Raw genomic sequence first — 26,991 nt, 5'->3', positions numbered from 1 at the left:
GTCAGCCCTTGATCGCTCCGGATTGGCCCGCGCTGCGCAGGAACTGCCGCTGGAAGACCAGGAACAGCACGATCGGAACGATCACCGAGATGAACATTCCCGCCATGAGCAGGCTGATCTCGGTGGTCGCTGAGACCTTGTACAGGCCGACCGAGAGCGGCTGCAGTTTCGGATCCGGCAGCACCAGCAGGGGCCACATGAATTCCTTCCAGGCGCCCACCAGTGTCAGCAGCGACACCACCCCGATGATGGGCCTCGACATCGGCAGCACGATCCGCCAGAACACGGTGAACGATCCGGCGCCGTCCACCTTCGCGGCCTCGAAGACCTCGGCGGGCAACTGAGCGAAGAAGTTGCGCATCAGCAGCACGTTGAACGCGTGAGCGGATGCCGGCAGCCAGACCGCCCAGTACGTGTTGATCAGGTTGACCTGGATCAGAGGCAGGCTGAGGATCGTCAGGTACAGCGACACGAGCGACACGACGCCCGGGATGAACAGCGTCGCCATCACGGCGCCCTCGAGGAACTTCGCGTACCGCGGCCGCAGGATGGCGAGCACGTAGCCGCCGGTGAGCGCGACGAGCAATCCGAAGAACCAGTTGCCTGCGGCGACCCAGACGGTGTTGAACAGGTACTGGCCGATGTCGATGCCGGTCCATGCCTCGGCGAGGTTCTCCCATTGGATGCCGCTCGGCCAGAGCGCGAACGGCTGCGTGACGATGTCACTCGTCGTGGACACCGCGGATTTCGCCAGCCACAGCACCGGTCCGACGGCGATGATCGCGAGGAACGCCAGCACGAGCACCGCGAGCACGGTCAGTGTGAGACGAGTGCGGGGCCTCGCCCGTTCGGCGCCGGAGAGCAGCGTGCGCTCGGCGAGCTCGGCCTCGCGATCCCTGCGGGCCTGTTCCCGTGCCGCACGGCGGCGGCTCTGTCCCCTCTGCGCGGTCGGGGTGAGCACGACGGCTCTGGTCTGGCTCATCACTTCGCCCACTTCCTTGTCAGCCACAGGTACGCGGCGGAGAGCAGGCACAGGAACACCGCGAGCATGAGGCTCAGTGCCGTGGCCTTTCCGTAGTCGCCGGCGATGAACGCGTAGCGGAAGATCAGCATCAGGATCGTGGTGGTGGAGTTGTTCGGTCCGCCGCCGGTCATCACGTACGGTTCGGTGAACACCTGGAAGGTGCCGATCACCTGCAGCAGCAGCATGAAGAGGATGACGGTGCGCAGCTGCGGCAGAGTGATGTGCCAGAACCGGCGCAGCACCTTCGCCCCGTCGACCTCGGCCGCCTCGTAGAGCTCGGGCGGCACGGCCATGAGCGCCGCGAGGTAGATGATCACGGTGCCGCCGAAGCCGGCCCAGGTGGCCTGCACGACGATGGACGGCATCGCCATCAGCGAGCTCTGCAGCCACGGCAACGGCCCGAGCCCGAACCATCCGAGCACCGTGTTGAACAGGCCGTTCTCGCTGGGGTCGTAGAACTGCTTCCAGAGCAGCACCGACACCACCGGCGGAATGATGACGGGAATGTAGGCGAACACGCTCGCGATGGTCCTGGTGCGACGCAGCTCTGCGATGAACACCGCGAGCAGGACGGGCACCGGGAACCCGATGATCATGGCGAGCACGGTGTACCAGATGGTGTTGAGCACCGCGGTGCCGAGCAGCGGATCAGCGAGCACCCGCGTGAAGTTGTCCAGACCGACCCACGTCGCGGGTCCGACGAAGTTCGTCTTCTGCACGCTCAGCAGCAGACTGCGCAGAATCGGCCACCAGCCGAACACTCCGAAGGAGATGACCATGGGAAGGGCGAACAGCAGCATCCCGGGGCCGCCCTTGCTCACCCACCGGTGGAAACGGCTGCGCCGGATGCGCTCCACCGGCGGTCGCGCCGGCTGGGCACCGGTGCTCGGGGCCGGCGGCGCCTCGCTGATCATGGTCATCATCCCTCCTTCGGACGTGCTCGGGGGCGGACGCGTGCGCCCGCCCCCGAGGTGTTGCGTGTTGGTACGGCGCTTACTGCGCCTGGTCGATCAGAGCCTGCGACTCGGTGTTCGCCTGCTTCAGCGTCCCCTCGGTGTCGGTATCCTTCTCGGTCAGCACCTTCTGCACGGCGGCGTCGAGTAGTGCGTAGGTCTCCTGCGCGGCGGTCAGTGGCTCAGGCACGATCTTGAGCTCGGACAGGCTGTCGAAGTAGGGCGCGAACTGCTCCTGGTCGACATCGACGTAGTCGGCGATCCAGCCGAGGTAGGTGTCGTACTGCTCCTGGTTGAAGACGGGGAGCATCGGGGCACCGACAGGCTGGCCTTCCTCGGACCTGGCTTTCGCGGTCTCGATGGCGAAGTCCTTGTCGGTGTAAGCGCGCAAGTACATGAACTTGATCCACTTGACGGCGGCCTCGGCCTCGGCCTCCGTCGCCTTCGGCGAGACGACCTGGATCGTTCCGCCGCCGAGCGTGCCCAGGCCGTCGTCGGACTGCGGGAGCCCTGCGATGCCGAGATCCGCACCGTTCATGCCGCGGTTGCCCACCAGGTCGTTGTAGACGTCGGCGCCGAGCACGGTCTGACCGATCTGCCCCGCGGCGACTGCGGTGCGCATGTCGTCCTGTGTCATCAAGAAGTTCGAGCCTGCGGCGTTGTCATCCCAGCGCACGCCCTGCAGGAAGTCGAGGGCCGCCTGCGGCCCCTCGCTGTCGACCTCGGCCTTGGTGCCTTCCTCGTTCTGAATGCGGCTGCCGAAGCCGTAGCTCATGCCGGTGAGCAGCCAGCCGCCGGAGTTCTGGGTGGTGGCGATCGAGAAGCCGGTCTGCCCAGTCGCCGTGGCGATCTTCTGGGCGTTCTCGGCCACCTCGTCCCAGGTCGTCGGCGGATCGTCGGGATCAAGGCCCGCCTGCGTGTAAAGCGCCCGGTTGTAGACCAGACCGAGCGTGTACGCCGCACTGACGATGCCATAAGTCTTGCCCCCGATGACGGCCTGCGCCTGTACGTCGGGGTTCAACTCGGCGAGCGTCTTGTCGCCATCGATCAGCGAGGAGATGTCGTAGACCTGGCCGTTCTCGGCGAGCTGGCGGATGTTCGTGTAGGGCACGCTCATCGCGGTCGGCAGGGTGCCGCCGGCCACGAGCGCGGAGAACGTGGTCGGGTCCCACGTGGTCTCGGTCGGTTCGATGTCGATGTTCGGGTTCGCCTTCTCGAACAGCTTGATCCGGTCATCCCAGATCTTCCTGCTCTCGGGCTTGTCGCTGGACGGGTAGCCGGAGACCGAGATGGTGACCTTCTGGTCCGCCGACGCGGCGTCACCGCTGTCGCTGGAACAGGCCGACAGGGCGACCGCCGCGATGCCGACGGCCGCCAGGCCGGCGACGACGCGCGTGGTGTGCTGCAACATGGATACTCCTTCGTATGAGTCGCTGATGGTGCGATCAGGCGGGTGCGGGACAAGTTGGGAAACCGCTTGACCAGATTCATCATGCACATCGATCGCGGCTGTGTCAAACGGTATTCCGATGTTTCATGGCCCAGCAACCCATTTCACTGGGAAACCGATAGACTCTCTCGGGACACCGGAGCGCAGGAGGACCCATGGCCCGCAAGGCGACCACACTGGCCGACGTGGCGGCAGCCGCGGGGGTCTCACTCTCGACGGCATCCAAAGTGCTCAACGGCACAGGGCGCGCCTCGGAGGAGACCAGGGCCCGCGTGCGTGAGACCGCAGAGCGCCTGGACTTCCGCCCCAACGCCCTGGCGCGCTCTTTCGCCAGCGGGCAGAGCGAACTCGTGGGGATCCTCATCGAGGATGCCTCCGAGATCTTCTCCAGCATGGTGCTGCGCGGCGCCGAGCGGCGGCTGGCTGCCGCCGGACTCGCCACCCTCATCCTCGACGCCCAGGAGGACCGCCGCCTGCGCAGCCAGCAGGTCCGGGCGCTGGACGCCCGGCGAGTCGACGCCGTGCTCGTGATCGGCTCCGGACCCGACTACCCGTATCCGTCGATCACGCATGAGATCTCGTGCCCGGTCGCCTACGCGTTCTGCACCTCGGATGCGGCGACCGACCGCGCTTTCCTCCCCGATGACCGCGGCGCAGGGCGCATCGCCGCGGAGCATCTGATCTCACTCGGACACACGAGGATCGCCCACATCACCGAGGGCAGCGAGTACGGCTCCGCGGAACGATCGCGGGGGTTCCTCGAGGCGCTCGCCGATGCCGGTCTGCAGCCGGCGACCGGTGCGCCCATCGCGGGCGACTGGTCCAAGGAATGGGGTTTCCGCGCTGCGAGCGACCTCATCGACAGCGGCGCGGAGTTCGACGCCATCTTCTGCGCCAACGACCCCATCGCATACGGGGCGTTCGCGGCACTGCGCTCGCGTGGACTGCGCGTGCCTGAAGATGTCGCCCTGGTCGGCCACGACCACTTCCTCCAGGAACCGAAGTGGCGACGCAGCGAGTTCCTCACCACCATCGACCCCGATCTGACCGGGCTCGGCAGCACGGCAGCCGAGTTCCTCATCGATCCGTCCGCCGCCTCGGACACCGGGACGAGCACGATCACCCCGATGCTGTACGTCGGGCGCACGACCGTCGCCCCGACAGACGGTCCCCCGCGCACGAACGCTGACGACCTTCTCGCCGTGATCGACCACCTGATCTGACCGCGGGAGGGCAATGCGCCACGTCGCCGACGTGTTGATCTTGAAGCAGTCTCAGTCGCTCCGCCGAACGGAACGCGCAGAGGGGCGGGGCAGCGAACTGCGCACCGGCGTCGCGGCTAGGCCATGATCAACCGCTTTCGCATTGCAGAGCGGCACCCCTTGATTAACACTTCCAGGCCCTGCTAGCGTCAGTGCTCGTCAGGTGGGAAAGCGTTAGCCCAAGCGGGCCGACGCCCCGCGTCATGTACGAGGGAGTGCACATGGAACATCAATTGCCGAGCCGTGCCAGACGGCACGGACCCTGGACCGCTCTGTTGGGAGTCGCGGCCATCGCCGCATCCCTTCTCACCCCGCTGTCGGCGACCGCCGGCATCGCGGAATCCGACACCTTCGCCTCCTGGAAGCCGTACGTGAACGGCGGCGCCGATGTCACCAGCACGGCCGACACCGCGACCTTCCACGGCGGAGCGGCCTCGCTGAAGCTCGTCGACACCACCCCCAAGGCCGCGAACGTCTACGGCGGCGTCCTTCAGTCCGTCACCGTCACCCCTTCCACCACGTACGAGTTCTCGGCATGGGTCAGGGCACAGGACGTCCCGACGACGGGCACGCTGCAGTTCGTGCTGAGCCCGGACTGGACGGTCCGGCAGACGTTCCCGGGCGGTACCTACGACTGGACCCGCACCACCTGGACCTACACGACCACCGCGACCCAGACCGCGATCAACTACCGCATCATCCAGCAGAACACCGGCACGTACTGGCTCGACGACCTGTCGATCGTCAAGCAGGGCACCTCCGAGAACCTCGTCGCCAATCCCGGCTTCGAGGACTACACCAGCGTTCCTCCGCAGACGGATCCCACGCTGTCGATCAAGACGGCTGTGATGCTGTTCGACGACCAGGGCACGAACATCCAGGTCGCCAGCAACCGCGCATCCGTGCAGTGGACGCTCTCGGATGCCGCGGGGGCGACGCTCGACTCCGGTGACGTTGCGACCAGCGCGGGCACCGCGACGCTGAACCTCACCGGCCTCGCCCGCGGCTACTACGATCTGCACCTCTCGGTGGACGGCGGCGCGCTGGTGCGCGACACGTCCTTCGCGATTCTCGGCGATCGGGACGGCACGCACGACACAGCGTTCGCGGTGTCGGATCACTTGCAGACGAAGGTCGCCCAGGCGGACGTGTTCGGTGAGCTCGGCGCCGCCAGCGCGCGCTTCGACCTCAGCTGGTCCAGCGTCGAGCAGGTCAAGGGCGAGTACACCTTCGACACCGCCCGTGATGCGAAGATCCAGGCGATCATCGACCAGGGCTCCCGACCGCTGCTGATCCTGAACTACCGCAACAAGTTCTACGACAACAACCTCACGCCATCGACACCCGAGGGCATCGCCGGTTTCGCGGCCTATGCGGCCGCCGTCGCCGAGCACTACGGCACGACAGTCGACTACGAGGTCTATAACGAGTACAACATCGGCTTCAACAACGGCCTGTGCGGTCGCACCGCGGACTGCTACATCCAACTGCTCGCGCCGACGTACGCCGCGATCAAGGCCGCCGTGCCTGAAGCGACTGTCGTCGGCCCCGCTCTCGCCGGTATCGACCTGCCCTGGTTCACCCGCCTCTTCGAACTCGGAGGGCTGGACTACCTCGACGTGGTCTCGGTGCACACTTACGACTACCCGTACGCCCCTGAGGGACGCGGCGAGGCGAAGCAGGCCCAGCTGGCCCAGCTGATCCGGGACTACAACGACGGCAAGGACAAGCCACTGTGGATGACGGAGTTCGGCTGGTCGACGGCCACGGCGATCAACACCGATGCCGAGCAGGCGAAGTACCTCGTGCGCGGCTCCGTGCTGCTGCAGGCCGCGGGCACCGACAAGATGTTCGTGTACGACCTGCTCGAGGACGGCACCGATGATGCGAACCGCGAGCACCGATTCGGGTTGCTGCGCAATGGCGGCGAGGGACTGACATCGCTCGCCCCGAAGCAGGGCTACGTCGCTTACGCGGTGCTGACCCGGATGCTGGACGGGCTGGCGTACGTCGGCCCCGGCGACACCGAGACCGGAGCCTACGCCTACGAGTACTCGGGTGCAGCGGGCTCCACCTGGGTCCTTTGGGCGACGAGTCCGAAGACCGTGCACGTGCACGCCGACCAGGACGTCACCGTGACGTCGATGTTCGGCGCGAGCACCACCTACACCCCGGAGAACGGCATCGTCGAGCTGACCCTCGGCGACCAGCCGGTGTACGTCTCGGGCGGCGGGGTCACAGATGTGACCTCGCCGCTCGCGGCGAGCTTCTCGGCGGACGCACCCGACGTCGTCGCTCTCGCCGAGGGCTTCGGCGTCAAGGTCACCGTCGACAACACCGCTCGCCCCAACGCGTCCACCGACACGATCACCTTCCGCACCGGAACGACCCTGGTGCGCGTCCCCTCGAAGCCGGGCGAGGCGACCTCGGCGACCCTCGTCGCACCGGCCTTCGACTCGGTGGGCACCACGCAGGTGGCGATCGACGTCGAGCGCTCCGGGTCCGCCGTCGCACACATCGACGTGCCGGTGAAGGTCGTCGACAACCAGGCGACCGTGACCGCCAAACCCCATTTCGCCGCGAAGACCGGAACCTCCCAACTGCTCGTCACCATCGAGAACCGCAGCGCGGAGACCCCGCTGGTGGTCGGCCAGCTGACGTGGGAGGTGGGCGACCTGAGCGGAAGCGCACCGACGAACGTGACCATCGCGCCGGCCTCCACCGAGCAGCTGACCTTCGACATCACCGGTTACGCGCAGTGGACGCCGTACGACTACTCGGCATCGGCGACGTTCTCGGATGGCGTGGTGCGCACCGTCACGGGAAAGACGGCCTTCGCCCCCGTCACCCCGGAGGGGTCGGAGCACTCCGCGGCGGACCTCGGCAAGACCGGCACCTTCATCCGGCTCTCGAACGAGACCGAGCCATCGGTCGGCGGCACGATGTGGGTCGGGCGCACGGCTGACGGCATCGTCGTGCACGCAGTGATCACCGATCCCGCGCACGATCCGGCCGGTGCGGCATCGCAGCTCTACAACGGGGACTCGATCCAGCTCTCCCTGGCGCCCGGTCTACCCGAGGCCAACGGCCCCCGCGTCGAGTACGGCGTGGCGCTCCTGGACAGCGGTGTCGGAACGTACCGGTTCTCTTCCCCCGCTGCCCCCGTCGAGCTGCCCGGGACGACGGTCGTGCGCGACGAGAATGCCAAGACCACCACGTACACCGTGCCGATCAGCTGGGCGCAGATGGGCATCGACCCGGCATCCGAGGTGCTCTCATACTCCTTCCTCGTGAACGACGTCGCGAACGACGTGCGGATGGGATACATCGAATGGGCCTCCGGCATCGGCAAGACGAAGGATGTCACCCAGCACCTGCCGCTCGCGTTCGCGGACGCGCCCGAGCCGCAGGTGCCTGCAGCCGAGGCGGTCGAAGTGACCGGTGGCGATGCCGTCGCCGCCGGGGACGACATCGCCCTCGCCGCGACCGTCGGTCCGGCGGGCGCCGTACAGGAGGTCACCTGGACATCGTCGGATCCCGCTGTCGCGACTGTCGACCCGGACGGCACGGTCCACGGCGCCGCCGAGGGGGCGGTCACGATCACGGCAGCCGCTGCGTCGGATGCCACTGTCACCACGAAGCACGCGGTGCGCGTGCTTCCGGTGGCCTGGACCTCGACGTCCTATGAGAAGGGTGCCAGAGTCAGCCACGAGGGCGCCGTGTACGTGGCCCAATGGGCGGCCGGCGCCAAGGACATCCCAGGCGCTTCGGTCAAGGGCCCCTGGGCCGAGGAGGGAGCCCCGACCGAATGCGCCGCCGGCGACGGCGGAGCGTGGACGGCTTCTGGCGTCTACGAAGCCGGGGCCTCCGTGATCTGGAAGGACCACCGCTGGGACGCTCAGTGGCGGTCCAGAGGCGACGAACCCGGCACCGGCAAGAAGAGCCCCTGGAAGGACGCCGGCGCCTGCTGATGCACCGGCTGCGCGCGGGCGGACCTCCACAGGGATCCGCCCGCGCGCACGACAGAATGAGGAACACCATGACGGCAGCAGACGCAGCAGTTCTCGCATCGTCGAGCGGGAGGACGACGGAACACGTGGACGACCTGGTCGAGGCGCTGATCGCCGCGGCCGTCGCCGCGGGGGATGCCGTCTACGATCCGCAGTGGGATCTGCCGCTCGTCGCCGCGCCGTACAACCCGATCCACACGAAGATCATCAGCGGCGAGGCGCACTTCGTGCGCAGCGGTATGGACTACGCGCTCGCGCTGTTCGAAGCAGGGCGCACTGAGCGCGGCGAGCGAGTGCTGAACGCTGTGCTGCGCCTGCAGGACGCCGATCCGACCAGCGCCACATATGGCGTGTGGCCGTACTGGGCCGAGGAGCCGCTCAGCGAGATGTCGCCCCCGGACTGGAACTGGGCGGACTTCATCGGCGAGCTCATCGCACTGGTGCTGTACCGGCACGGCCGGACGCTGACCCACGGCACCGCCGATGCGGCACGGATCGGGCTGCGCAGGGCGGCCGAATCGATCATCCGTCGCAACGTCGACATCGACTACACGAACGTCGCGGCGAAGGGTGCGTTCGTCCTGCTCGCCGCGGGTGAGCTGCTCGCCGACGAGCAGCTCACCGAGCACGCCCGCGACCACCTGGGCCGGCTGCATGCGCGGCTGCAGGAGGGGCGCACCTTCGCGGAGTACAACTCCCCGACGTATTGGCACGTGGTGCAGCAGGCCCTGACGAAGATCCGCCAGTACGTCGGCGACGAACAGGCGGCTGCACAGGCCGCGGCGCTCGAGCGTCTGGCCTGGGAGCACTTCCTCGCCCGCTGGCACCCGGCGACGGGACGGTTGTCCGGCCCGATGGCGCGCTGCTACGACACCGACATCCGGCTCGACAAGGGCGAGCTGCGCCCGCAGGGCGTTCGGATGATCCTGCAGCGCGTCGATCCGGCGCACTGGACGATCGCCGGCAGTTCCGACATCACGCCCGCGATCGGGCGAGCGCACGATGCGGTCGTCGACTACCGCATCCCGGACGACCTGCTCCCGCGTCTGTCCGCCGCGCCCGATGGCATGGTCGTCGAGCGGTTCTCGCAAGTGCACCATCTGGACGAGGAGTTCGCCGGCGTCTCCGCAGCGGATGTCCGGGAGCGGGATGCGGTGACCCTGCCCGCGGTCGGCACGACCTGGTTCGACGGACCGCGCACGCTCGGGACGATCGCGCACAGTGACACCTGGCTGCAGCGACGTCCGCTGCTCGGGTTCTGGGCCGAGCCCGGCGACGACCCGCTCGATCTGCACACGCCGATGCGTTCAGTGACCGCCGAGGCGATCCGTGACGGCCACGCGTTCTCGGCCGGAGTCTTCGGCTCCGCGCAGCGCGACGGAACGGTGCTGTGGACCTTCGGACTGGCCTGCCCCGGCGGCGATGAGCATATCCATCTGGACGGCATCCGTCCCGGAGAGGCCCGTGCCACCACGCGGCTGCTGGTCCGATTCACGATCACCGGTGTCGAGGAGACCGCGACCGTGCTCGTCGACGGAGCGCCGCTCGCCGCCGGGAAAAGCGCCGAAGGGCGCGATGTGGCGGTGCGGACGCCGGCCGTGCAGCTGGACTGGACGCTCGCCGCTGCCGGGTTCCGCGATCAGCGACCGCCTGTCCGGGTGACCCGCGCACTCGACACCGTCCTGATCGACGTCCTCTGGCTCGACGCCGATACCGCGGAGGAACTCGTGTTCAGCGAGCTCGGGACGGCGTTCGCCGCCGGCACGCTGCGCATGGCAGCGCCGGATGCGACGCGCGAACCCGCCGCGGCGGAAGTCATGACCGACGGCGACGTGATGCGTCTGGCTCACGTCGAGCTCGCTCTCGCGGCGAGGACGACGGTCGGCACCCATCGCGATCACGCGCTCGCGCGGCGAGGTCGCTGACCACCGCGTGCATCACTCAGGCAACGCCGAGAACGCGAGCAGTGTCCGCAGGGTGTGCGGCCGGAGGGCGTGCTCCGGCCGCACGTCGGGTCCGCACGACCGTGTGCCGATGCCGTGCATGCCGAGCTCGATGCTGAGATGAGCCGCGCGCGGCGGGGGAAGCAGATGCGGATGCGACGCCGCAGCCAGCTCCTGTGCATCCCAGCGCCGCAGCGAGAAACCTGGATCGCCCGCCAGCACGTCGATCCGCAGGCCAGAGCGGCCGGGAGCCGTCAGCAGCAGGCGCCGAAGGCCGCTGCGGTGCCCCGACTCCTGCGGGCGCGCGACGTTCGGCGCCAGGTCGTCGATCGATGCGCTCCAGCGGCCGAGTCGCACCCCGTCCATGAGGTCGGGGTACGACTCCCCCGGTCCCAGGCCGTACCACTCGGCCATCCAGTCGTCATCGGGAAGCTGCAGCCGCCAGGCTGCGCGGGGCCAGATTCCATCGTTGCTCGGGTGGACGGGACGCAGCGTGACGTCGCAGAGCGCGATATCGCCCTCCATCGACCACACGAACTCGGCGTCGACGCCCTCGCCTGTCCCGGCCGGCATCCACCGGTCGATCGTGTGCGCGCCCGTTTCAGTGCCTTCCCGCAGGACCGTGCGCCTCTGCAGTCGGTCGAGACCGCGCCAGCGCCACCGCTCAGCAGCGGACACCCCATGCACGCCGGAGCCCTCGCCGACGTTGCCGGGCGACGGCGGAACCGTCTCGTACTCCAGCGGTCCGCGCCCCAGATCGTTGTCGGTCGGCGCGCGCCACAGCTCGATGACGGACGCCGTGACGGGCACGCCGCCGATGTCGAGCGGATCGCCGGTGGACGCATCGAGCCGAACTGGCGCCGGCGGCTCACCAGAGAACGTGCTGCGCGGCGCAGCGGGCGCCGTCGAGCGGACCGCCTGCTGCCACCACGAGATCACGTGTCCTGCGGGCGCCCACGGAACATCCTCTGCCAGGACGACCTCGAGCGTCACCGTGAGTTCGCCAGCGCGCCGTTCCTCCTCCAGCAGCCGGGTCAGCTCGCCGGGCTCCTCGACGGTCAGGCGGTCGCCGGCCGGGACGGGCGGAGCAGACACCGTCCCCCGTCCGATCTCATCGCCGTCGAGCGCGACCGACCACTGCACGCGGAGATCCGACGTGTCCGTGAACACGCGCTGCGAGCGAATCTCGATCCCGGCATCCGTGCATTCCGCGGTGACTGGAGCGAACACCTGAGCGTACGCGACCAGCCCTGCCCGCACCCTGTCGTCGCCCGCGACCAGACCGTCGGCGCAGAAGTTGCCGTCGTGCACCTCCTCGCCGAAGTCCCCGCCGTACGCCGGGAACGCCGTGCCGTCCTCGGCTGTGGCTCGAAGGGTGTGATCGCGCCACTCCCACACGAAGCCGCCGAGGATGCGGTCATCGGCGAGAATTCGGTCGGCGTAGCCGGCGAGCCCGCCCGGCCCCGTTCCCATCGCGTGTGCGTACTCGATCAGGAGATACGGCAGCGTGCGCGCACGATGCTCTTGATCCGCAGTGATGCGGGACGCGGGATGCGAGGCGACGCCGACGGGTCCGGTCTCGGCGAGGGCGGCGTCGATCTCCTCGTACGTCGGGTACATGCGGGCGTAGATCTGGGTGTGCTCTGTGGAGTAGTCGCCCTCGTAGACGACAGGCCGGCCGGGATCACGACGCTTCGTCCAGTCGATCATCGCCGCGATGTTCTGACCCGTGCCGCTCTCGTTCCCAGGCGACCAGATGATGATGCTGGGGTGGTTCTTGTCGCGCTCGACGGTGCGCTGCATGCGATCCAGCAGATCGTCGGCCCACGCCGGGTCGTCGACCGGATTGCCGCCCCATTCCGGCTCCGCGTGCAGGAACGCATGCGTCTCGAGGTCGCACTCGAGCAGGACCCATAGTCCCAGCTCGTCGGCGAGATCGAGCAGACGTGGATGCGGCGGGTAATGCGAAGTGCGGATCCCGTCGACATTGTGCTGCTTCATCAGAATCAGATCGCGGCGAGCGCGTTCCTCGTCGAACACGCGCCCGTGGTCGGTGTCGACCTCATGCCTGTTCACCCCGCGGATCGTGATCGGCCGCCCGTTCACCTCGAGCACCCGTCCGCGGATGCGCACCGTCCGAAATCCCAGTCGCAGCCGGACCGTCTCCGCTCGCGAGACGACATCCGCGTCGTACAGGAACGGCACTTCCGCAGACCAGGGCTGCACGGCACCGACGCGCAACGGACGGACGGACGCCGCATCCGCCCAGGTCTCCTCGACACCCAGCTCAGGGATACGGAGCGTGATCGGCCACGCGTCCGGCCCGGCCACGATCTCCGGGTCGATGGTTCCGGTGCCGCTCCCGTGGTCGAACCCGGCACGCAGCCAGACGTCGTCGATGCACCCGGAAGGGCGGTGCAGCAGCACGATCTCGCGGAAGATCCCCGGCATCCACCACTGGTCCTGATCCTCGAGATAGGTGGCACTCGACCACTGCCGCACGCGGGCGACGACGAGGTTCTCCCCCGGCCGCAGCAGGTCGGTGGCGTCGAACTCGTGCGCGAGACGCGAACCGGTGCACGCTCCCAACCGCTGGCCGTTGATCCAGATCGTCGCCTCGGACTCGATCCCCTCGGTGCGCACGATCACGCGGCCGCCGTCGAACCAGGCGGCGTCCAGCACGAAGGTGCGCCGGTAGGTGCCAGTCGGGTTGTGATCGGGCACGTGCGGCGGGTCGAGCGGTATGGGCAGCACGACGTTGGTGTATTGCGGTCGCCCGTACGCGCCGTCGCCGGAGAGCACCCAGTGAGACGGCACGGCGATACGATCCCAGCCCCCATCGTCGAAGTCCACCGCGGGCGACCCTGCAGGGCTCTCCCCATCGGTCCGGAGCGCGAACGCCCAGGTGCCGCTGAGGTCGATGCGGGCAGTATCACTGGCGAACCATGCGCGTGCCGGCAGCAGCCGCTCAACTGCCTGCGAACGACCGTCAGGCAGGGACTGTTCAAGTGTCGTCATCACCTTGCCGCGCCTTCAGGCTCGGGAACGATCGCCCCGTGCCTGCGCAGCAGCGCCCGCAGGTCGTCAACGGGCACGTCGTCGATCGCCACCCCGCGTGCGGCGGCGAGCGCCGCGGCGGCACCGGCCGCCTGACCCGTGGCCATGGCGCTGGCTTGCACGCGGTAGGCGGAGTTCGCCTCCTGGTCACCCGCGATGCAACGGCCGGCGACGACGATGTTCCTGTTCTCCTTCGGGATCATCGCCGACAGCGGGATCGTCGCGACGCGACCCTCGGCGAGATAGGTCTTGGCGATCCCGTTGCCGTCGGGCCGGTGGATGTCGATCGGGTAGTAGCTGAAGCACACCGCGTCGTCCCAGACCTCGCCGCTGAGATACTCGGCGCCGGTGAGACGGCGGATGCCGTCGATCGTGCAGGTCTCCCGGATGCCGACCTCCGTCGCTCCGTATGACACGGTCAGGCCCTCCAGGCCCGGGAGTGGCTTGAGGAAGCGGAAGATGCGCAGCAGCGCCGCGCGGCCGGCGGTCTCCGCCTCGGTGCGGCCGGCAGACGTCGACCCGTCGATCCCCGTGAGGTGGATCGCATTGTCGCCCTTCTTCCGCATGAACGGCTCCAGCACTCGTCCGTGCGCGCCGAAGTCACTCGGCAGGATCCGCCCTTCGGCGATGGCCCGGTCGTACTCCTCGTTCAGCACGTCGTAGTCCAGGGCATCCGCGTCGTAGCCGTCCAGGAGGATCGCCATCGTCCCCGGCTGCTTGGCATCGTTGCGCAGGCGCGTGAGACCGGCGAGCCCGACCGCATCCGCGTCGCCTGAGCAGTCCACCACTCGCGCCACCCGAATGCGCTGCAGGCCCTCCTTCCCCGCCAGCACGGCATCCCAGCCGCCGCCTCGCCAGCTGAGCCCGGCGAGCATGGTGTGCAGGCGCAGGTCGACACCGGACGCCGCGACAGTCTCGCTCTGGATCGCCGCGTACAGCGGAGCATTCACCCGAAGCTGCAGGCGCCAGTGCGGCAGGTCGGTGCGGGAGAAGTCGGGCAGCTCCGCCCCTTCGAGCTCCATCGTGGCCAGGACCATCTCCCAGCCGATCCCGGCGATGACCTGCTCCCCCCAGGCGTGGAACAGCCCGGGGAAGTTGATGCCGGCGGTGGTCGTCGTACCGCCCAGCATCCCGTTCTTCTCGATCAGGACGGTCCGCGCACCTGACCGCGCCGCCTGGATCGCGGCGCTGACTCCTGCAGGACCCCCGCCGACGACGAGGACGTCGGCGTCCGCGTCGACGTCCTCGATTGAAACGTTTGAATCATTCACGAAACCAGCCTATGGCCGCGTGAGGGAAACCGCTATCCCTTTTTCCTCAGCCCGCGCCCGGCGGCGTCGTCTTCGACTCGGCGTACTCGTCGACCACGAGCTCGCGCTCATCGACCGATCCGTTGCGGTAGGCCTGCCGGCCCACCATATGCGCCGACAGCGGCGCCGTCGCGAACTGCATCAGCACCACCGGGGCGACGATCACCAGCCCGATCAGGATGCCGCCGACGCTGCGCTGCGACAGCGCGATCGCGATGCAGATCACCAGCAGCCCGAGCACCTGCGGCTTGGTCGCCGCGTGCAGGCGTGACGGGACGCCCCGGAAGTGCAGCAACCCGACCGCCGCCGACAGGCACAGGAGTGCTCCGATGAGGATCAGCACCAGCACGACGACGTCGAGGACGGCGTCGGGGATCTCGAGTCCGAACACGTTCATGAGGGGGTGTTGTCCCTTCGTGCCACGAACCGCGCCACCGCGATCGATCCGAACACGCCGATCATCGCGATCACCAGCAGCACGGGGATGTTGCGCGTGTGCCCATTGATCGCCATCTCGGCGCCCAGCACGCACATCACCTCGGTGAGCAGCACGTCACTCGCGACGGCGCGGTCGAGGATCGACGGGCCCCGCACGATGCGGATCAGCGTGAGGACGGCGGCGACCCCGAAGACCACCAGGATGATGCCCAGAAGGATGTTCATCGGCGAGCTCCTTCCCCGACGCGCGTCGCCTCGTCCGCCTTCAGCGCACGGTACTGCGCCGGCGTCCCGAGCGCGCGCACGATCCGTCGCTCCCAGCGGAGCACCTCGGCCCGGAACTCCTCGACATCCGCCTTCGTGTGCACGCCGATGACGTGCAGATAGAGGATGCCGCGGTCGCGGTCGGCCTCGATCACGAGCGACCCGGGGATCAGCGACGACGTGACCGACACGTGCGTCATGATCAGGTCGTCGGCGTACCGCAGCGGCACCGCGATGATCGCGGCGCCCGGCTGGCGGCGGAAGTCGAACACCTGGATGGTGACGCTCAGCGCGCCCATCACCACGGCCCACAGGAACTGGACGACGAACAGGAACGCGTACCAGACGTTGATCCGGCCGGACAGCTCCACCGTCGGCAGCCGGAACACCCGGGTCACGAAGACCGCCACGACCAGGCCCGTCACGAAGGCCAGTGGCGTGAACTGGTGCCAGAGCAGCATCCAGAGCACGACGAGCCAGGCGAGGAAGGGCAGCTGAACCCAGATGTCGTGGGCGAGGCCGCGGCGCGATTCGGGACTCATCCGCTCGCCTCCTCATCCAGCTGCACGAGGGTCACCGGCTGCAGCAGGCCGGTGCCGATGCGGTCGCACAGCGCGTACAGCGGGCCGGCGAAGATCGTCAGTACCAGTGTCACCCCGACCATGCCTCCGGTCGCGATCGTCATGATCGCGGGGATGCGGCGGCGCTCCTGCTGCTCGTCGGCCGCCGGTGCGCCGGCGAGGTAGCCGTGCCTGCTCTCGCCCTCTTCTGCCGCGTCGTCGTCCTCGCGCCAGAAGGCGAGGTTCCAGGCGCGCATCAGCGCGTAGAGCGTCAGCAGCGAGGTCAGGATGCCGCCGCCGATCAGCACGTAGAGCAGTGGCGTGCCGACATCCGCCGCTGCCTGGAACAGGCCGATCTTGCCGATGAAGCCCGAGAACGGCGGCAGGCCGCCGAGGTTGATCGCCGGCACGAAGTACAGCACGGCGAGCACCGGCGCCGCCTTCATCAGGCCCTTCACCCGCAGGATGCTGGTGCTGCCCGCTCTGCGCTCGATGAGACCGACCGCGAGGAACAGCGTCGTCTGCACGACGATGTGGTGCACGATGTAGTACACCGTTGCGCCCACGCCCGCCTCGGTCGCGATCGCGAGGCCGAAGATCATGTAGCCGACATGGCTGACCAGCGTGAACGACAGGATCCTCTTCAGCTCTGCCTGCGCGACCGCGCCGAGGATGCCGATGATCATCGTCGCGAGGCCCACGATCATCAGCAGCGTGTCGATGCTGTTCTGCGCGAACAGCTGCGTCTCGGTGCGGATCAGCGCGTACACGCCGACCTTCGTCAGCAGGCCGGCGAACACCGCGGTCACCGGGGCCGGAGCGGTCGGATACGAGTCGGGCAGCCAGAACGACACCGGGAAGATCGCCGCCTTGATGCCGAACGCGATCACCAGCATGAGGTGCAGCACCAGCTGGGTGTCCTGCGGCAGCTGCGCCACCCGCTCGGCGACCTGCGCCATGTTCACCGTGCCGACGGCGCCGTAGATCGCCGCGATCGCGGCGAGGAACAGGATCGACGACACCAGCGAGACGACGATGTACACCGACCCGGTGCGGATGCGGGACTCGGTGCTGCCCAGGGTGATCAGCACGTACGAGGCGACCAGCAGGATCTCGAATCCCACGTAGAGGTTGAACAGGTCGCCCGCGATGAACGCGTTGAAGATGCCGGCGGCGAGGATCAGGTACGACGGGTTGAAGATCGAGGTCGGGGTGTCCTCCGCGCCGTCCGCGGCGCCCTGGCCGATCGAGAACAGCAGCACCGCGAGCAGCACGATCGCCGAGGTGAGCACGAGCAGGGCCGCGAACCGGTCGACGTAGAGCACGATGCCGAACGGGATCGGCCAGCCGCCCACCGAGACGGCGATCGGCGTGCCGCTGCGGTCGACGACGACCAGCAGGATCGCCGCGATCACCGAGACGGATGCCAGGGTGATCGCCGACACCAGCACCTGCAGCCGCGGACTGCGCCCGAAGACGAGCGTGATCGCGGCGCCCAGCAGCGGCAGGGCGACGAGCAGCGGGACGAGCGCGGTCATGTGCGGTCCCCCTCGTCGTCTCGGCGCGCGTCGAGCGGCGCAGCATCCGCCATGTCCACCGGAGCGTCGTCCCGGATGCCGGGCACGTCGCGCATGTGCAGCACCGTGATCGGCGCGGTCTGCTCGCCGACGAAGTCGGTGGTCGCGTCGTCGTCGCCGATGTCGGACTCGTCGTCGAAGACCTCCTCCTCCGAGATCGTGCGCTCGCGGATGGCGATGTCCTCCTCGTCGTCCTCGACGGTGTCTGCCTGGCCGAGCTGCCAGGAGCGGTAGATCAGTGCGAGCAGGAACGCCGATACGGCGAACGTGATCACGATCGCCGTCAGGGTCAGCGCCTGCGGCAGCGGATCGCTGAGGTCGCCGTCCTCGCCGAAGAACGGAGCCTTGCCCGGCACGCCCATCACGATCAGCAGCAGCAGGTTCACGGCGTTGCCGAGCAGCAGGAATCCGATCAGCACGCGGGTCAGGCTGCGCTCCATCATCGCGTAGACGCCGCAGGCGAACAGCACGGCCATCACGATGATCAGGGTGAGCGACACGTCCATCAGATGTGCACCCCCCGCTCGCGCATCAGAGCCGTCTGCCGGTCGACCTCGGCGCCGAGGCTGCGCAGCACGTCCAGCACCAGACCGATGACCACCAGGTAGACGCCGATGTCGAAGATCGTCGACGAGACGAACTCCAGGTGGCCCAGCACCGGGACATCCGCCTCCCACACCACGCTCTGCAGCGGTGCGAGACCGAACAGCAGCGGAACCACGGCATCGCCGACGGCGAGGATCAGGCCGGCGCCGAGCAGGCGGCCGGCATCCGTCGGCGCGGCGGCGCCCAGCTCCCAGCGTCCGCCGGCGATGTACCGCATGACGAGCGCCATGCCGGCGACCAGGCCGCCCGCGAAACCGCCGCCCGGCCCGTTGTGTCCGGCGAAGAGGAGGTAGATCGACACGACGATGACCGTGTGGAACAGGATGCGCACGATCACCTCGAGCAGGATCGAGCGGTTCTCCGGCTTCTGCTGCTGGCTGCCGATCAGCCAGGCGCGGTTGCCGGAGCGGTTCTCCGGGGTCTGGAAGCGCGGCCCGTCGACGGTCTCGATGAGGGGACGGCGGTCGCCCCGGCGGCGCGACGTCGCCGGCAGCGCGCGCGTGCTGGAGAGCAGATCCGCGCGGTGCGAGACGAACACGAGGGATGCCACGCCGGTGGCCGCGAGCACGAGGACGCTGAGCTCGCCCATCGTGTCCCACCCGCGCAGGTCGACCAGGGCGACGTTGACCACGTTCTTGCCGTGACCGAGCTCGTATGCGAGCTGCGGGAAGGCGACCGAGATCGGCCCGGTGATCCGCGCCTGAGGGGCGACGATCGCGACCAGCGCCATCGTCGCGCCGGCGCCGACGGCGAGCAGGGCACGGGGCAGCCGGCCGACCGACGCATTGTGCTCCCCCATCCGCGACGGCAGACGGCGCAGCACCAAGGCGAACGTGACCATCGTCACCGTCTCGACGAGGATCTGCGTGAGCGCGAGGTCGGGGGCTCCGCTGGTTGCGAAGAGCACGACCATGCCGAGGCCGGTCACCGAGACCAGGACGACGCCGGTGTAGCGCTTGCGTGCGCGCACCGCGACGACGCCGGCGGCCGCCATGATCGGGGCCACGACGATCTGCGCGGGCGTGTGCCATGCCGAGAGCTGCATGGCCTGCGGAGTGCCGGACATGACCAGTGCGGTCGCCTCGGCGGCGATGAAGACCACGAAGATCGTGCCGACGTAGATCGGCAGCGAACCGCGCTGGGTGAGCGTGGTGGTCAGCACCGAGAGCCGGTCGACGCCGCGCATGACCAGGTAGTAGACGTCGGCGGCGGTGAAGCGCAGCAGACGCGGCTTCGCGTCCCAGCCGGTGCGGCGGGTGAGCAGGAAGACGCCGATGCCGATCAGGATCGACAGGATCGAGATGCCCAGAGCCGGTTCGAAGCCGTGCCAGAGCGCGAGATGACCGGGGCCGTGACCGTCGTCCGGCGCGGTGATCGCGTAGCCCTGCACCATGATGTCCAGCGCCGGGGCGGCTATGCCGACGCCGATGGTCGCACCGGCGAGGATGATCGGCGCGGAGAGGAAGCCCACCGGCGGGTCTGGCCAGGCCGTGTCCGGCAGCCGATCGCCTCTCTTGTCGCGCTTCGTCCAGAACGCGCCCCAGAGGAAGCGGGTGCCGTATGCCGCCGTCAGCATGGAACCGAGGATGACGCCGATCAGCGCCACCAGGCCCCAGGGCTCCCCCGCCTGAGCGGCATCCAGCAGGGCCGTCAGCGACGACTCCTTCGCGACGAATCCGATCGTGGGCGCGATGCCCATCATCGACGCGATCGAGATGAACGCGGTCGTCGCCATGACGGGCGCCTGACGGCCGACACCGGACAGCTCACGGATGTCACGGGTGGAGAGCTGGCGGTCGATCACGCCGACGATCAGGAAGAGCGCCGACTTGAACAGCGCGTGGCCGATGACGAGTGCGAGGCCGCCGAGCGCGGCCGCCTGGGTGCCGAAGCCGATCACCACGGCGAAGAAGCCCAGCTGGCTTACCGTGCCGAACGCGAGGATGCGCTTCAGGTCGGTCTCGCGCAGGGCCTGGACGCCGCCGAGCAGCATGGTGAACACACCCAGCGAGACGACGATCGGCCGCCATGGACCTGCCTGCGCGAAGACCGGCGCGAACAGGGCGATCAGGTAGATGCCCGCCTTCACCATCGCCGCGGCGTGCAGATACGCGCTGACCGGCGTCGGCGCTGCCATCGCGCCGGGCAGCCAGAAGTGGAACGGGAAGATCGCCGACTTGCTGATGGCGCCGACCAGCAGCATCACGATCGCGGCGTTCACCAGGGCGCCCGACGGCGGGTCGGCGAGGAGCGCGGTGATGCTCGACGTCCCGGCATCCACGGTCAGGACGATCGCGCCGACGAAGAGCACCAGACCGCCGAGCGTCGTGACCAGCAGGGCCTGCAGCGCGGCACGACGGCTCGCCGCGCGGCGACGGTAGTGGCCGATCAGGAGGTAGGACAGGATGCTGGTGATCTCCCAGAAGATCACGAGCATGATCAGGTCATCGGTGAGGACGAGGCCGTACATCGCGCCCGCGAAACCGAGCAGCACACCGGCGAACTGGCCGACCTCACGGCCCTCGTCGAAGAAGTACCAGCGGCAGTAGAACAGCACCAGCGCACCGACGCCGGTCACGATCAGCGTCATGACCCAGCTCAGCGGCGTCATGCGCATGGAGAGGTTCAGGCCCAGCTGCGGGATCCACGGGTAGGTCTCGAACGGGATGGTCGCCGGATCGAGCACCTGCGGGGTGAGCACGAGCGCGTGGACGAAGGCGGCCGCGGGGATGAGGGCTCCGACGGCGAACGCCTGGGCTCCCAGCCATCGGATCAGAGCGGGAAGCAGAAGAGAGCCCGCAAGGAACACGGCGAGGAGCAACGTCATAAGCGGCTCCTCACGCTCGTCGGGCCTTCCGGCCTAGGCGGGCTGTACTTTCCCAGTGTACCGACCGGCCGGGTCGTGCGAGAGTGGTCAGGTGCGCGGGGGATGGCGTGAAGCGGCGGGATGGGCTGCCGCACTGGGTATGGCGGTGTTCGTCGCGGCTGAGATGGCCGCATCCGCCCGGTCGGAACTGCTGTTCCGCGACGGCGACTCCCTGGTCGTCGCGCTGTTCGCCCGTTCGGTGCTGGAAGGGCAGCCGCAGGACTGGGCGTTCTCCAGCGTTCTGTTCATGCCGGAGTCGGCATGCTTCGCGCTGCTCGGCCTGGCCCTCCCCTGGCTCAGCCCCGACGCGCTGTTCGCGGTGAACGCCGTCGTGAATCTGGCGGCGCTCTACGGCGCTCTGCGCCTGGCAGCCGGGCGCCGAGGCGAAGGACGCTCGCCCGTGGTGTGGACGCTCTTCGCGTTCGCGGCCTTCTGCCTCCTCGCGTCGCTCGAGACGTCGCCCTCGCGCGATGCGCTGGAACCGGCGTCCCTGCTGCTGATCACCACCTACTACTCCGCGACCGTGATCGCCGTGGTCGTCGCCGTCGGGCTGATCCGTCGTCACGTCGATGGAGGCTGGGCGGGCATCCCGTACCTCCTCGGTCTCGTGGCCGCGGTCTCGACCCTGTCGAATCCGCTGTTCGCGGCATGGGCGACGGCACCGCTCGGGCTGCTACTCGGCTTGGGCGCACTGCGCCGGCGGGAACGCGCGCTCGTGCCGCTCCTCGCGCTCGTCGCGGGGACCGTGGCCGGCTTCCTGGCACGCATTCCGTTCTCGGAATGGATCGCCAACACCGGCGCCGGATACGCCCAGCCGCCTGAGTGGATGCAGTCGCTGCAGTACTACGCGAGGCTCGCAGGCGAGCGACTCACCGCCCCCGGTGGCGTCGCGGCGGCGCTCATCTTCGTGGGACTTCTGGCGTTCTGCGTGCGTCGTACGCTGCGTTGCAGCGGCGGGGCCCGCATCGTCGGCACGGCGGGCTGGCTGATCCCCGTGCTCGTCGTCATCGGAGCGGTCGCGCTCGGCACGCACGCGGCCCGGTACCTGCAGCCGATCGCGTTCGCGCCGGTGCTCTCCCTGGTCGCCCTCCCCCGCAGCATCCGGATGCCGCGGATCGCCGCCCGCATCGCGATCGCCGCATCCGCCGTGGTTCTGCTCGTCCTCGCCGTCGTCTCGACGCCGCGGCTGGCGTCGGCGGCGAATGCGGACGACCGCGATCTGCGCTGTGTGACGGACTGGGTCGATCAGTCGGGTCGCACCGGCGCCGGGCAGTTCTGGACGGTGCGGCTGCCCAAGCTGCATCTGAAGGATCCGGCGCGGTTGGTGCAGGTCGACCACACGCTGCGCGGCTACGCCTGGCTGGTGAATCGCACCGACTTCGAGGTCTCGGCGGTCACGTTCCTGGTCGAGGACGCCCAGAGCCAGGCATGGGAGCTGCCCCCGCCCGGCGTCGTGCCCGACGCCGTCGTGCCCTGCGGCCGGTACACGATCCTCGACTTCGCCCGGCATCCGCTGCCCCTCGGCCCGCAGCGCTCCTGACCCCTCTGAGGAATGTCGCAATATGCCGCATCAGCGCGCCGGATGCGGCAAACAGGGACACTCCCGAGTCAGGGGCGGGCGGGCGGAGCCGCGGTCGTCGACCCGGCGCGGAAGCGGCAGGTGAGGTGCACCGTCTCCCCCGGCTCGCCGTCGAGCATGCGCACGATCTGCTCGCCGGCGGCACGGCCCTTGCGCACGGCCGGCTGCACCGCGGTCGTCAGGCGGTAGTCGCCGAGTCCGTCCACGGCGATGCCGTCGAACCCGGCCACGCTGACGTCCTCCGGCACGCGCAGCCCCAGTTCCTCGGCCGCGCGGATCACGCCGACCGCCAGCAGGTCGCTCTGGGCCAGCACGGCGGTGGGCCGGTGCGCCGGGTCCGTGAGCAGCGCCCGTCCCGCGATCATCCCCTCATCGATCAGGCTGCCGGCCGCGCTGATCGCCGGAGCATCCGGGAACACCTCGCGCGCACCTGCGAGCCGATCGAGCGTCACGTCGACGGTCGCCGCCGCGATGTGCTCCGGGGTGACGACCCCGCGTCGACGTTCGGCGTCCAATCCCAGCGTCACCAGCGCGACATCCCTATGCCCCAGCTGGAATACATGCCGGGCGACCTCCGCCGACGCCTCGCGGTTGTCCAGCGTGACCTGGGGAATCCCCTCCCCTGCATCGCCCTCGATCACGACGACCGGCAGCCCCCGCCCGCGCACGATCTCGAGCGCCTCGCGCGAGCGCGCCGAGCATCCGATCAGCACGACGGCGTCCACCGGGGCCTCGGTGACGGGGTGCGCACTCTCGCTCTGCGGGTCGTCGCGCAGCAGCAGCAGACCAGCGCTGGCCTCGGCCAGCGCGTCGGTCAGACCGTCCATCATCGCCGTCGTCACCGGGTCGAGGAAGGCGTGCCGCAGGTGCCCGCCGAGCACGACCGCGACGATCCCGCTGCGGCCGAGGCGCAGCGACGCGGCCCGCGGATCGGGACCGGTGTAGCCGAGTTCGGATGCCGCGGCGAGCACCTTCTCGCGGGTCGCCTCGGCCACGTTGACCTTTCCGCTGAACACCACGGACGCCGTGGACGTCGACACCCCGGCGGCGTGCGCCACGTCGGCGAGGGTGGGACGGCGGTCGTTCATGCCTCCGAGCATAACCCGGTGGTTCCGTTGCTTCGAATCGATTCGATACGATGGGGGACATGGACTCCGCCCTCACTCGCTCGCAGTTCGTGCGCTGGCGCGCCGCGATCTTCGCCATCTTCCTCGCCAGCGGCCTGTCGATCGCGACCTGGGCGTCCCGCGTGCCCGACATCAAGATCGCGCTCGACATCGACAAGGCGCAGGTCGGTCTGCTGCTGCTGGCCGCCGGCATCGCCTCGATCATCGGCATCTCCACGAGCCCCGCGATGATGGCGCGCACCGGAGCACGCCGGGGTATGCTGGTGATGATGCTGATCTTCGGCGTCGGCGTCGCCCTCATCGGCCTCGGCACGAATGTCTTCGGCTCCGTGCCGATGGTCATCGCCGGCCTCGCGATGTTCGGCTACGGCAACGGCAACCTCGACGTCATGATGAACGTCGAGGCGACGGCGATCGAGCAGCAGATGGGCAGGACGGTCCTGCCGGTGTTCCACGCGTTCTTCAGCCTCGGCACCGTGCTCGGCGCCGGCGCCGGCGCATTGGCCGTCAGCATCGGCGCCGATGTCGCCTCGCACGGGGTCACGATGGGCGCGGTCATCGTCGTCGCCGCGGTGGTCTGCTACCTCAACGTCCCGAACCGCGACGCCGCGCTCGACCCGGAGCCGCAGGAGAAGCCGCACTGGCGCGAGCGGATGCACGTCGCGCTGTCCGCCTGGCGCGAGCCGCGCACCTACGCGCTCGGCGTCGTCATGCTCGGCATGTCCTTCGCCGAGGGCGGGGCGAACGACTGGCTGGCGCTCGGCACGGCCGAGGACCACGGTGCCGGTCCTGCCGCGGGTGCGGCGGCCCTCGCGGTGTTCTCGGTCGCGATGACCGTCGTGCGCGTGTTCGGCGGCCCGCTGGTCGACCGCTTCGGCCGCGTGGTCGTCCTGCGCGTGCTCGCGGTCACCGCCGCCGGCGGCATCCTGCTCTTCATCCTCGCCCCGAACACCCCGCTGGTGTTCGTCGCGGCCGCGCTGTGGGGGATCGGCGCCTCGCTCGGCTTCCCGCTCGGGATGTCCGCGGCGGCCGACGACCCCGCGAAGGCGGCCGCCCGCGTGAGTGCGGCGGCGACCATCGGGTACATCGCCTTCCTCGGCGGCCCTCCGGTGCTCGGGTTCATCGCCAACCACGTCGGCCTGCTGAACACGCTCTACGTGCTCGTGGTGCTCGCCGTGCTCTCCGGCCTGTTCTCCGGAGCGGCCCGCCCGCTCCGCGAGGACGAGATGACCGCCACCGCCGCACGGCGGTAGACGAAGTGGCCGGGAGCCCGAGGCTCCCGGCCACCCGCGGGTTCACTCCGACTTCGCGAGCGCGCTGTTGATCGTGTCGATCAGCTGATCGGAGCCGAGGCCCTTGATCTCAGAGACGTACGCGTCCCAGTCGTCGAGCGAGCGCTGACCCGTGATGAACGCCGCCGTCGCCGACTTGACGGCATCCTTCAGCGACGTGTCGAGAAGCGAGGTCTGCTCCAGCTCCATCTCGTCGAGCTGAGCCGGCGGAGCGATCGGCAGCACCGTCTTCTCCTTGAGCTGCGCGGCTGTCCAGTCGGCGATCTCGGGGGTCATCATCGACTGCGTCAGCTCGGCCGAAGAGCCGTTCGCCATCAGGAACACGCCGTTGCTGTAGCCGTAGTCGGCGTTGAGCTTCTTCTCGGAGGTGGGGTTGATCGGCCCCCATCCGAGATCGTCGTTCAGCACGCGGGTGTCGCCGTCACGGGTGAAGGTCTCGGCCTCGACGCCCCACTGGGCGAACTCGATGCCCTCATCCGAGTAGTACAGCCAGTCGATGAACTGCAGCATCGCCTTGAAGTACGGCTTGTCCGCGGCATCCGCGCCGATCATGATGCCGGGGCCGAGGCGTCCGCCGGGCAGGTTCGACCCCGCCGGCCCGCCGGGGATGTCGATGAGCCGCAGCTTGCCGTCCATGCCGGCGTCCGCGAGCTTCTTGCGGTACTCCTCGAGCGACTGCGTGTTGCCCGAGATCGCAGCCGACTTGCCCGAGGTGAACTTCTCGGCGGCCTGGTCGTCGCTCTGCGTGATCTCCGGATCGAGCAGTCCCTCGGAGATCAGATCGGAGGCGTAGGTCACCACCTGCTTGTACTCGTCCGTGGTGCCCGTGAAGACGTACTTGCCGGCGTCCTGGTCGTAGTAGGTGTTCGCGTAGCCCCACCCCGCGGCCGTGCCGTAGTTCGGCGCCATCACGTTGAGGAACGATCCGAGCGGGTCGGAATCGGTCCACCGATCGGACATCGGGTATGCCAGCGACGGGTTGGCGTCCTTCACCTTCTTCAGCTGGTCGGCGAAGTCGTCCCACGTCTTCGGGTCGTCGGTGATGCCGGCCTTCTCCCAGAGGTCCTCGCGGATGAGCACGCTGTACTGCACATCGGGCTTCTCGCGCAGACCGGGCAGCAGATAGACCTTCCCGTTCTCCTGCTTGCGGGCGTCGATCTCGTCCTGCAGATCCCAGTCCTTGACCTTCTGCTCGAAGTTGGGAAGGTAGTCGAAGTAGTCCGACACCGGAAGCAGGGCCCCGCCGGAGACGAACTGCGTCTCGGCACCGGGATAGGTCACCGAGATGATGTCGCCGGCCTCTCCGCTCCCGATGAGCAGCGACTTCTTCTGATCGAGGTCGGCGGCGGGGATGTCGGTGCGGTTGAAGGTGACGTTGCGATCCTCGTCGAGGTGCGTGAAGACCGACCAGTCGTTCTTGACCGGATAGGCGGTCATGTCGCGGTACATCAGGTCGAACTTCACGGGCTCGGTGGCCTTGAAACTGGTTCCGGCCGCGAAGTCCTTCATCGCTCCGACGGAGTGCGCCTTGTCGATGGTGACCTTGTCGCTGCCCGCGTCGTCGGGCGTGGCGCTGCTGGTGCATGCCGTGAGCGCGATGGCGGCCACCGCGAGACCCGCCAGCGACACCAGGCGGATACGGTTCTGGGACATGTTCTCTCTTCCTGTGATTC

General features: G+C 68.8%; 18 protein-coding genes. 5 read left to right on the top strand and 13 right to left on the bottom strand.

Annotated features, from left to right (window positions below; all coding sequences use genetic code 11):
* Nucleotide 1 precedes the first annotated feature (1 nt).
* The 3 genes from GON06_RS03690 to GON06_RS03680 form a co-directional block, all read right to left on the bottom strand.
* The gene (locus GON06_RS03690) at nucleotides 2-982 is read right to left on the bottom strand and encodes a carbohydrate ABC transporter permease (RefSeq protein ID WP_157310957.1); all 981 of its coding nucleotides are present in this window, start codon (nucleotides 980-982) and stop codon (nucleotides 2-4) included.
* The gene (locus GON06_RS03685; protein ID WP_157310956.1) at nucleotides 982-1,944 is read right to left on the bottom strand and encodes a carbohydrate ABC transporter permease; all 963 of its coding nucleotides are present in this window, start codon (nucleotides 1,942-1,944) and stop codon (nucleotides 982-984) included. Before GON06_RS03685 ends, GON06_RS03690 begins: the two co-directional genes overlap by 1 nt.
* 73 nt (nucleotides 1,945-2,017) lie before the next feature.
* Nucleotides 2,018-3,388 (bottom strand): ABC transporter substrate-binding protein, encoded by a 1,371-nt coding sequence (locus tag GON06_RS03680; RefSeq protein ID WP_157310955.1) that lies wholly within the window; start codon nucleotides 3,386-3,388, stop codon nucleotides 2,018-2,020.
* 194 nt (nucleotides 3,389-3,582) lie between these two features.
* On the opposite strand from GON06_RS03680, the gene GON06_RS03675 reads away from it, so the two are divergent.
* The 3 genes from GON06_RS03675 to GON06_RS03665 all read left to right on the top strand — a co-directional run bounded on the left by GON06_RS03675 (nucleotide 3,583) and on the right by GON06_RS03665 (nucleotide 10,624).
* Nucleotides 3,583-4,650 carry a LacI family DNA-binding transcriptional regulator gene (locus GON06_RS03675; RefSeq protein WP_157310954.1) on the top strand — a complete coding sequence of 356 codons (1,068 nt, stop codon included), beginning with the start codon at nucleotides 3,583-3,585 and terminating at the stop codon, nucleotides 4,648-4,650.
* Between the two features lie 260 nt (nucleotides 4,651-4,910).
* Complete coding sequence (locus tag GON06_RS03670; protein WP_198346591.1) at nucleotides 4,911-8,660, top strand: Ig-like domain-containing protein; 3,750 nt, start codon at nucleotides 4,911-4,913, stop codon at nucleotides 8,658-8,660.
* A 68-nt stretch (nucleotides 8,661-8,728) separates the two neighbouring features.
* Nucleotides 8,729-10,624 (top strand): hypothetical protein, encoded by a 1,896-nt coding sequence (locus GON06_RS03665; RefSeq protein WP_157310952.1) that lies wholly within the window; start codon nucleotides 8,729-8,731, stop codon nucleotides 10,622-10,624.
* 12 nt (nucleotides 10,625-10,636) lie between these two features.
* On the opposite strand, the gene GON06_RS03660 is transcribed toward GON06_RS03665, so the two are convergent.
* The 8 genes from GON06_RS03660 to GON06_RS03625 are packed head-to-tail and all read right to left on the bottom strand — an operon-like array spanning nucleotide 10,637 to nucleotide 21,281.
* Entirely contained in the window at nucleotides 10,637-13,660 is a 3,024-nt protein-coding gene (locus GON06_RS03660) for a glycoside hydrolase family 2 TIM barrel-domain containing protein (RefSeq protein ID WP_157310951.1), read from the bottom strand.
* Complete coding sequence (locus tag GON06_RS03655; RefSeq protein WP_198346590.1) at nucleotides 13,660-14,970, bottom strand: FAD-dependent oxidoreductase; 1,311 nt, start codon at nucleotides 14,968-14,970, stop codon at nucleotides 13,660-13,662. The genes GON06_RS03660 and GON06_RS03655 overlap by 1 nt, the downstream gene beginning before the upstream one ends.
* A gap of 46 nt (nucleotides 14,971-15,016) precedes the next feature.
* Entirely contained in the window at nucleotides 15,017-15,406 is a 390-nt protein-coding gene (mnhG, locus tag GON06_RS03650) for a monovalent cation/H(+) antiporter subunit G (RefSeq protein WP_157310950.1), read from the bottom strand.
* A complete protein-coding gene (locus GON06_RS03645) occupies nucleotides 15,403-15,672 on the bottom strand; it encodes a monovalent cation/H+ antiporter complex subunit F (RefSeq protein ID WP_157310949.1) in 270 nt (89 codons plus the stop codon). Before GON06_RS03645 ends, mnhG begins: the two co-directional genes overlap by 4 nt.
* Entirely contained in the window at nucleotides 15,669-16,253 is a 585-nt protein-coding gene (locus GON06_RS03640; RefSeq protein WP_157310948.1) for a Na+/H+ antiporter subunit E, read from the bottom strand. Before GON06_RS03640 ends, GON06_RS03645 begins: the two co-directional genes overlap by 4 nt.
* Nucleotides 16,250-17,809, bottom strand: a complete 1,560-nt coding sequence (locus tag GON06_RS03635) for a Na+/H+ antiporter subunit D (RefSeq protein ID WP_157310947.1) — start codon at nucleotides 17,807-17,809, stop codon at nucleotides 16,250-16,252. The genes GON06_RS03640 and GON06_RS03635 overlap by 4 nt, the downstream gene beginning before the upstream one ends.
* Nucleotides 17,806-18,354 (bottom strand): Na(+)/H(+) antiporter subunit C, encoded by a 549-nt coding sequence (locus tag GON06_RS03630; protein WP_157310946.1) that lies wholly within the window; start codon nucleotides 18,352-18,354, stop codon nucleotides 17,806-17,808. The genes GON06_RS03635 and GON06_RS03630 overlap by 4 nt, the downstream gene beginning before the upstream one ends.
* Nucleotides 18,354-21,281: a Na+/H+ antiporter subunit A gene (locus tag GON06_RS03625; protein WP_157310945.1), complete on the bottom strand. Its 2,928-nt coding sequence runs from the start codon at nucleotides 21,279-21,281 to the stop codon at nucleotides 18,354-18,356. Before GON06_RS03625 ends, GON06_RS03630 begins: the two co-directional genes overlap by 1 nt.
* Nucleotides 21,282-21,372: 91 nt before the next feature.
* On the opposite strand from GON06_RS03625, the gene GON06_RS03620 reads away from it, so the two are divergent.
* A complete protein-coding gene (locus GON06_RS03620) occupies nucleotides 21,373-22,860 on the top strand; it encodes a hypothetical protein (RefSeq protein ID WP_332837137.1) in 1,488 nt (495 codons plus the stop codon).
* 68 nt (nucleotides 22,861-22,928) lie between these two features.
* On the opposite strand, the gene GON06_RS03615 is transcribed toward GON06_RS03620, so the two are convergent.
* Complete coding sequence (locus GON06_RS03615; protein ID WP_157310944.1) at nucleotides 22,929-23,987, bottom strand: LacI family DNA-binding transcriptional regulator; 1,059 nt, start codon at nucleotides 23,985-23,987, stop codon at nucleotides 22,929-22,931.
* Nucleotides 23,988-24,046: 59 nt separating this feature from the next.
* Between GON06_RS03615 and GON06_RS03610 the strand changes: the two genes are divergently transcribed.
* Complete coding sequence (locus GON06_RS03610) at nucleotides 24,047-25,279, top strand: MFS transporter (protein WP_157310943.1); 1,233 nt, start codon at nucleotides 24,047-24,049, stop codon at nucleotides 25,277-25,279.
* Nucleotides 25,280-25,321: 42 nt separating this feature from the next.
* Here the strand turns inward: GON06_RS03610 and GON06_RS03605 are convergent, their stop codons facing one another.
* On the bottom strand, nucleotides 25,322-26,971 hold the full coding sequence (locus tag GON06_RS03605) for an ABC transporter substrate-binding protein (protein ID WP_157310942.1): 1,650 nt from the start codon (nucleotides 26,969-26,971) through the stop codon (nucleotides 25,322-25,324).
* Between the last annotated feature and the right edge of the window lie 20 nt (nucleotides 26,972-26,991).

Origin of the sequence: Microbacterium sp. MAH-37 (assembly GCF_009758255.1) — a bacterium.
Lineage (GTDB): Bacteria > Actinomycetota > Actinomycetes > Actinomycetales > Microbacteriaceae > Microbacterium.
Note: the sequence above shows the minus strand (reverse complement) of the source record. Positions and strands in the feature narration are given on the sequence as shown.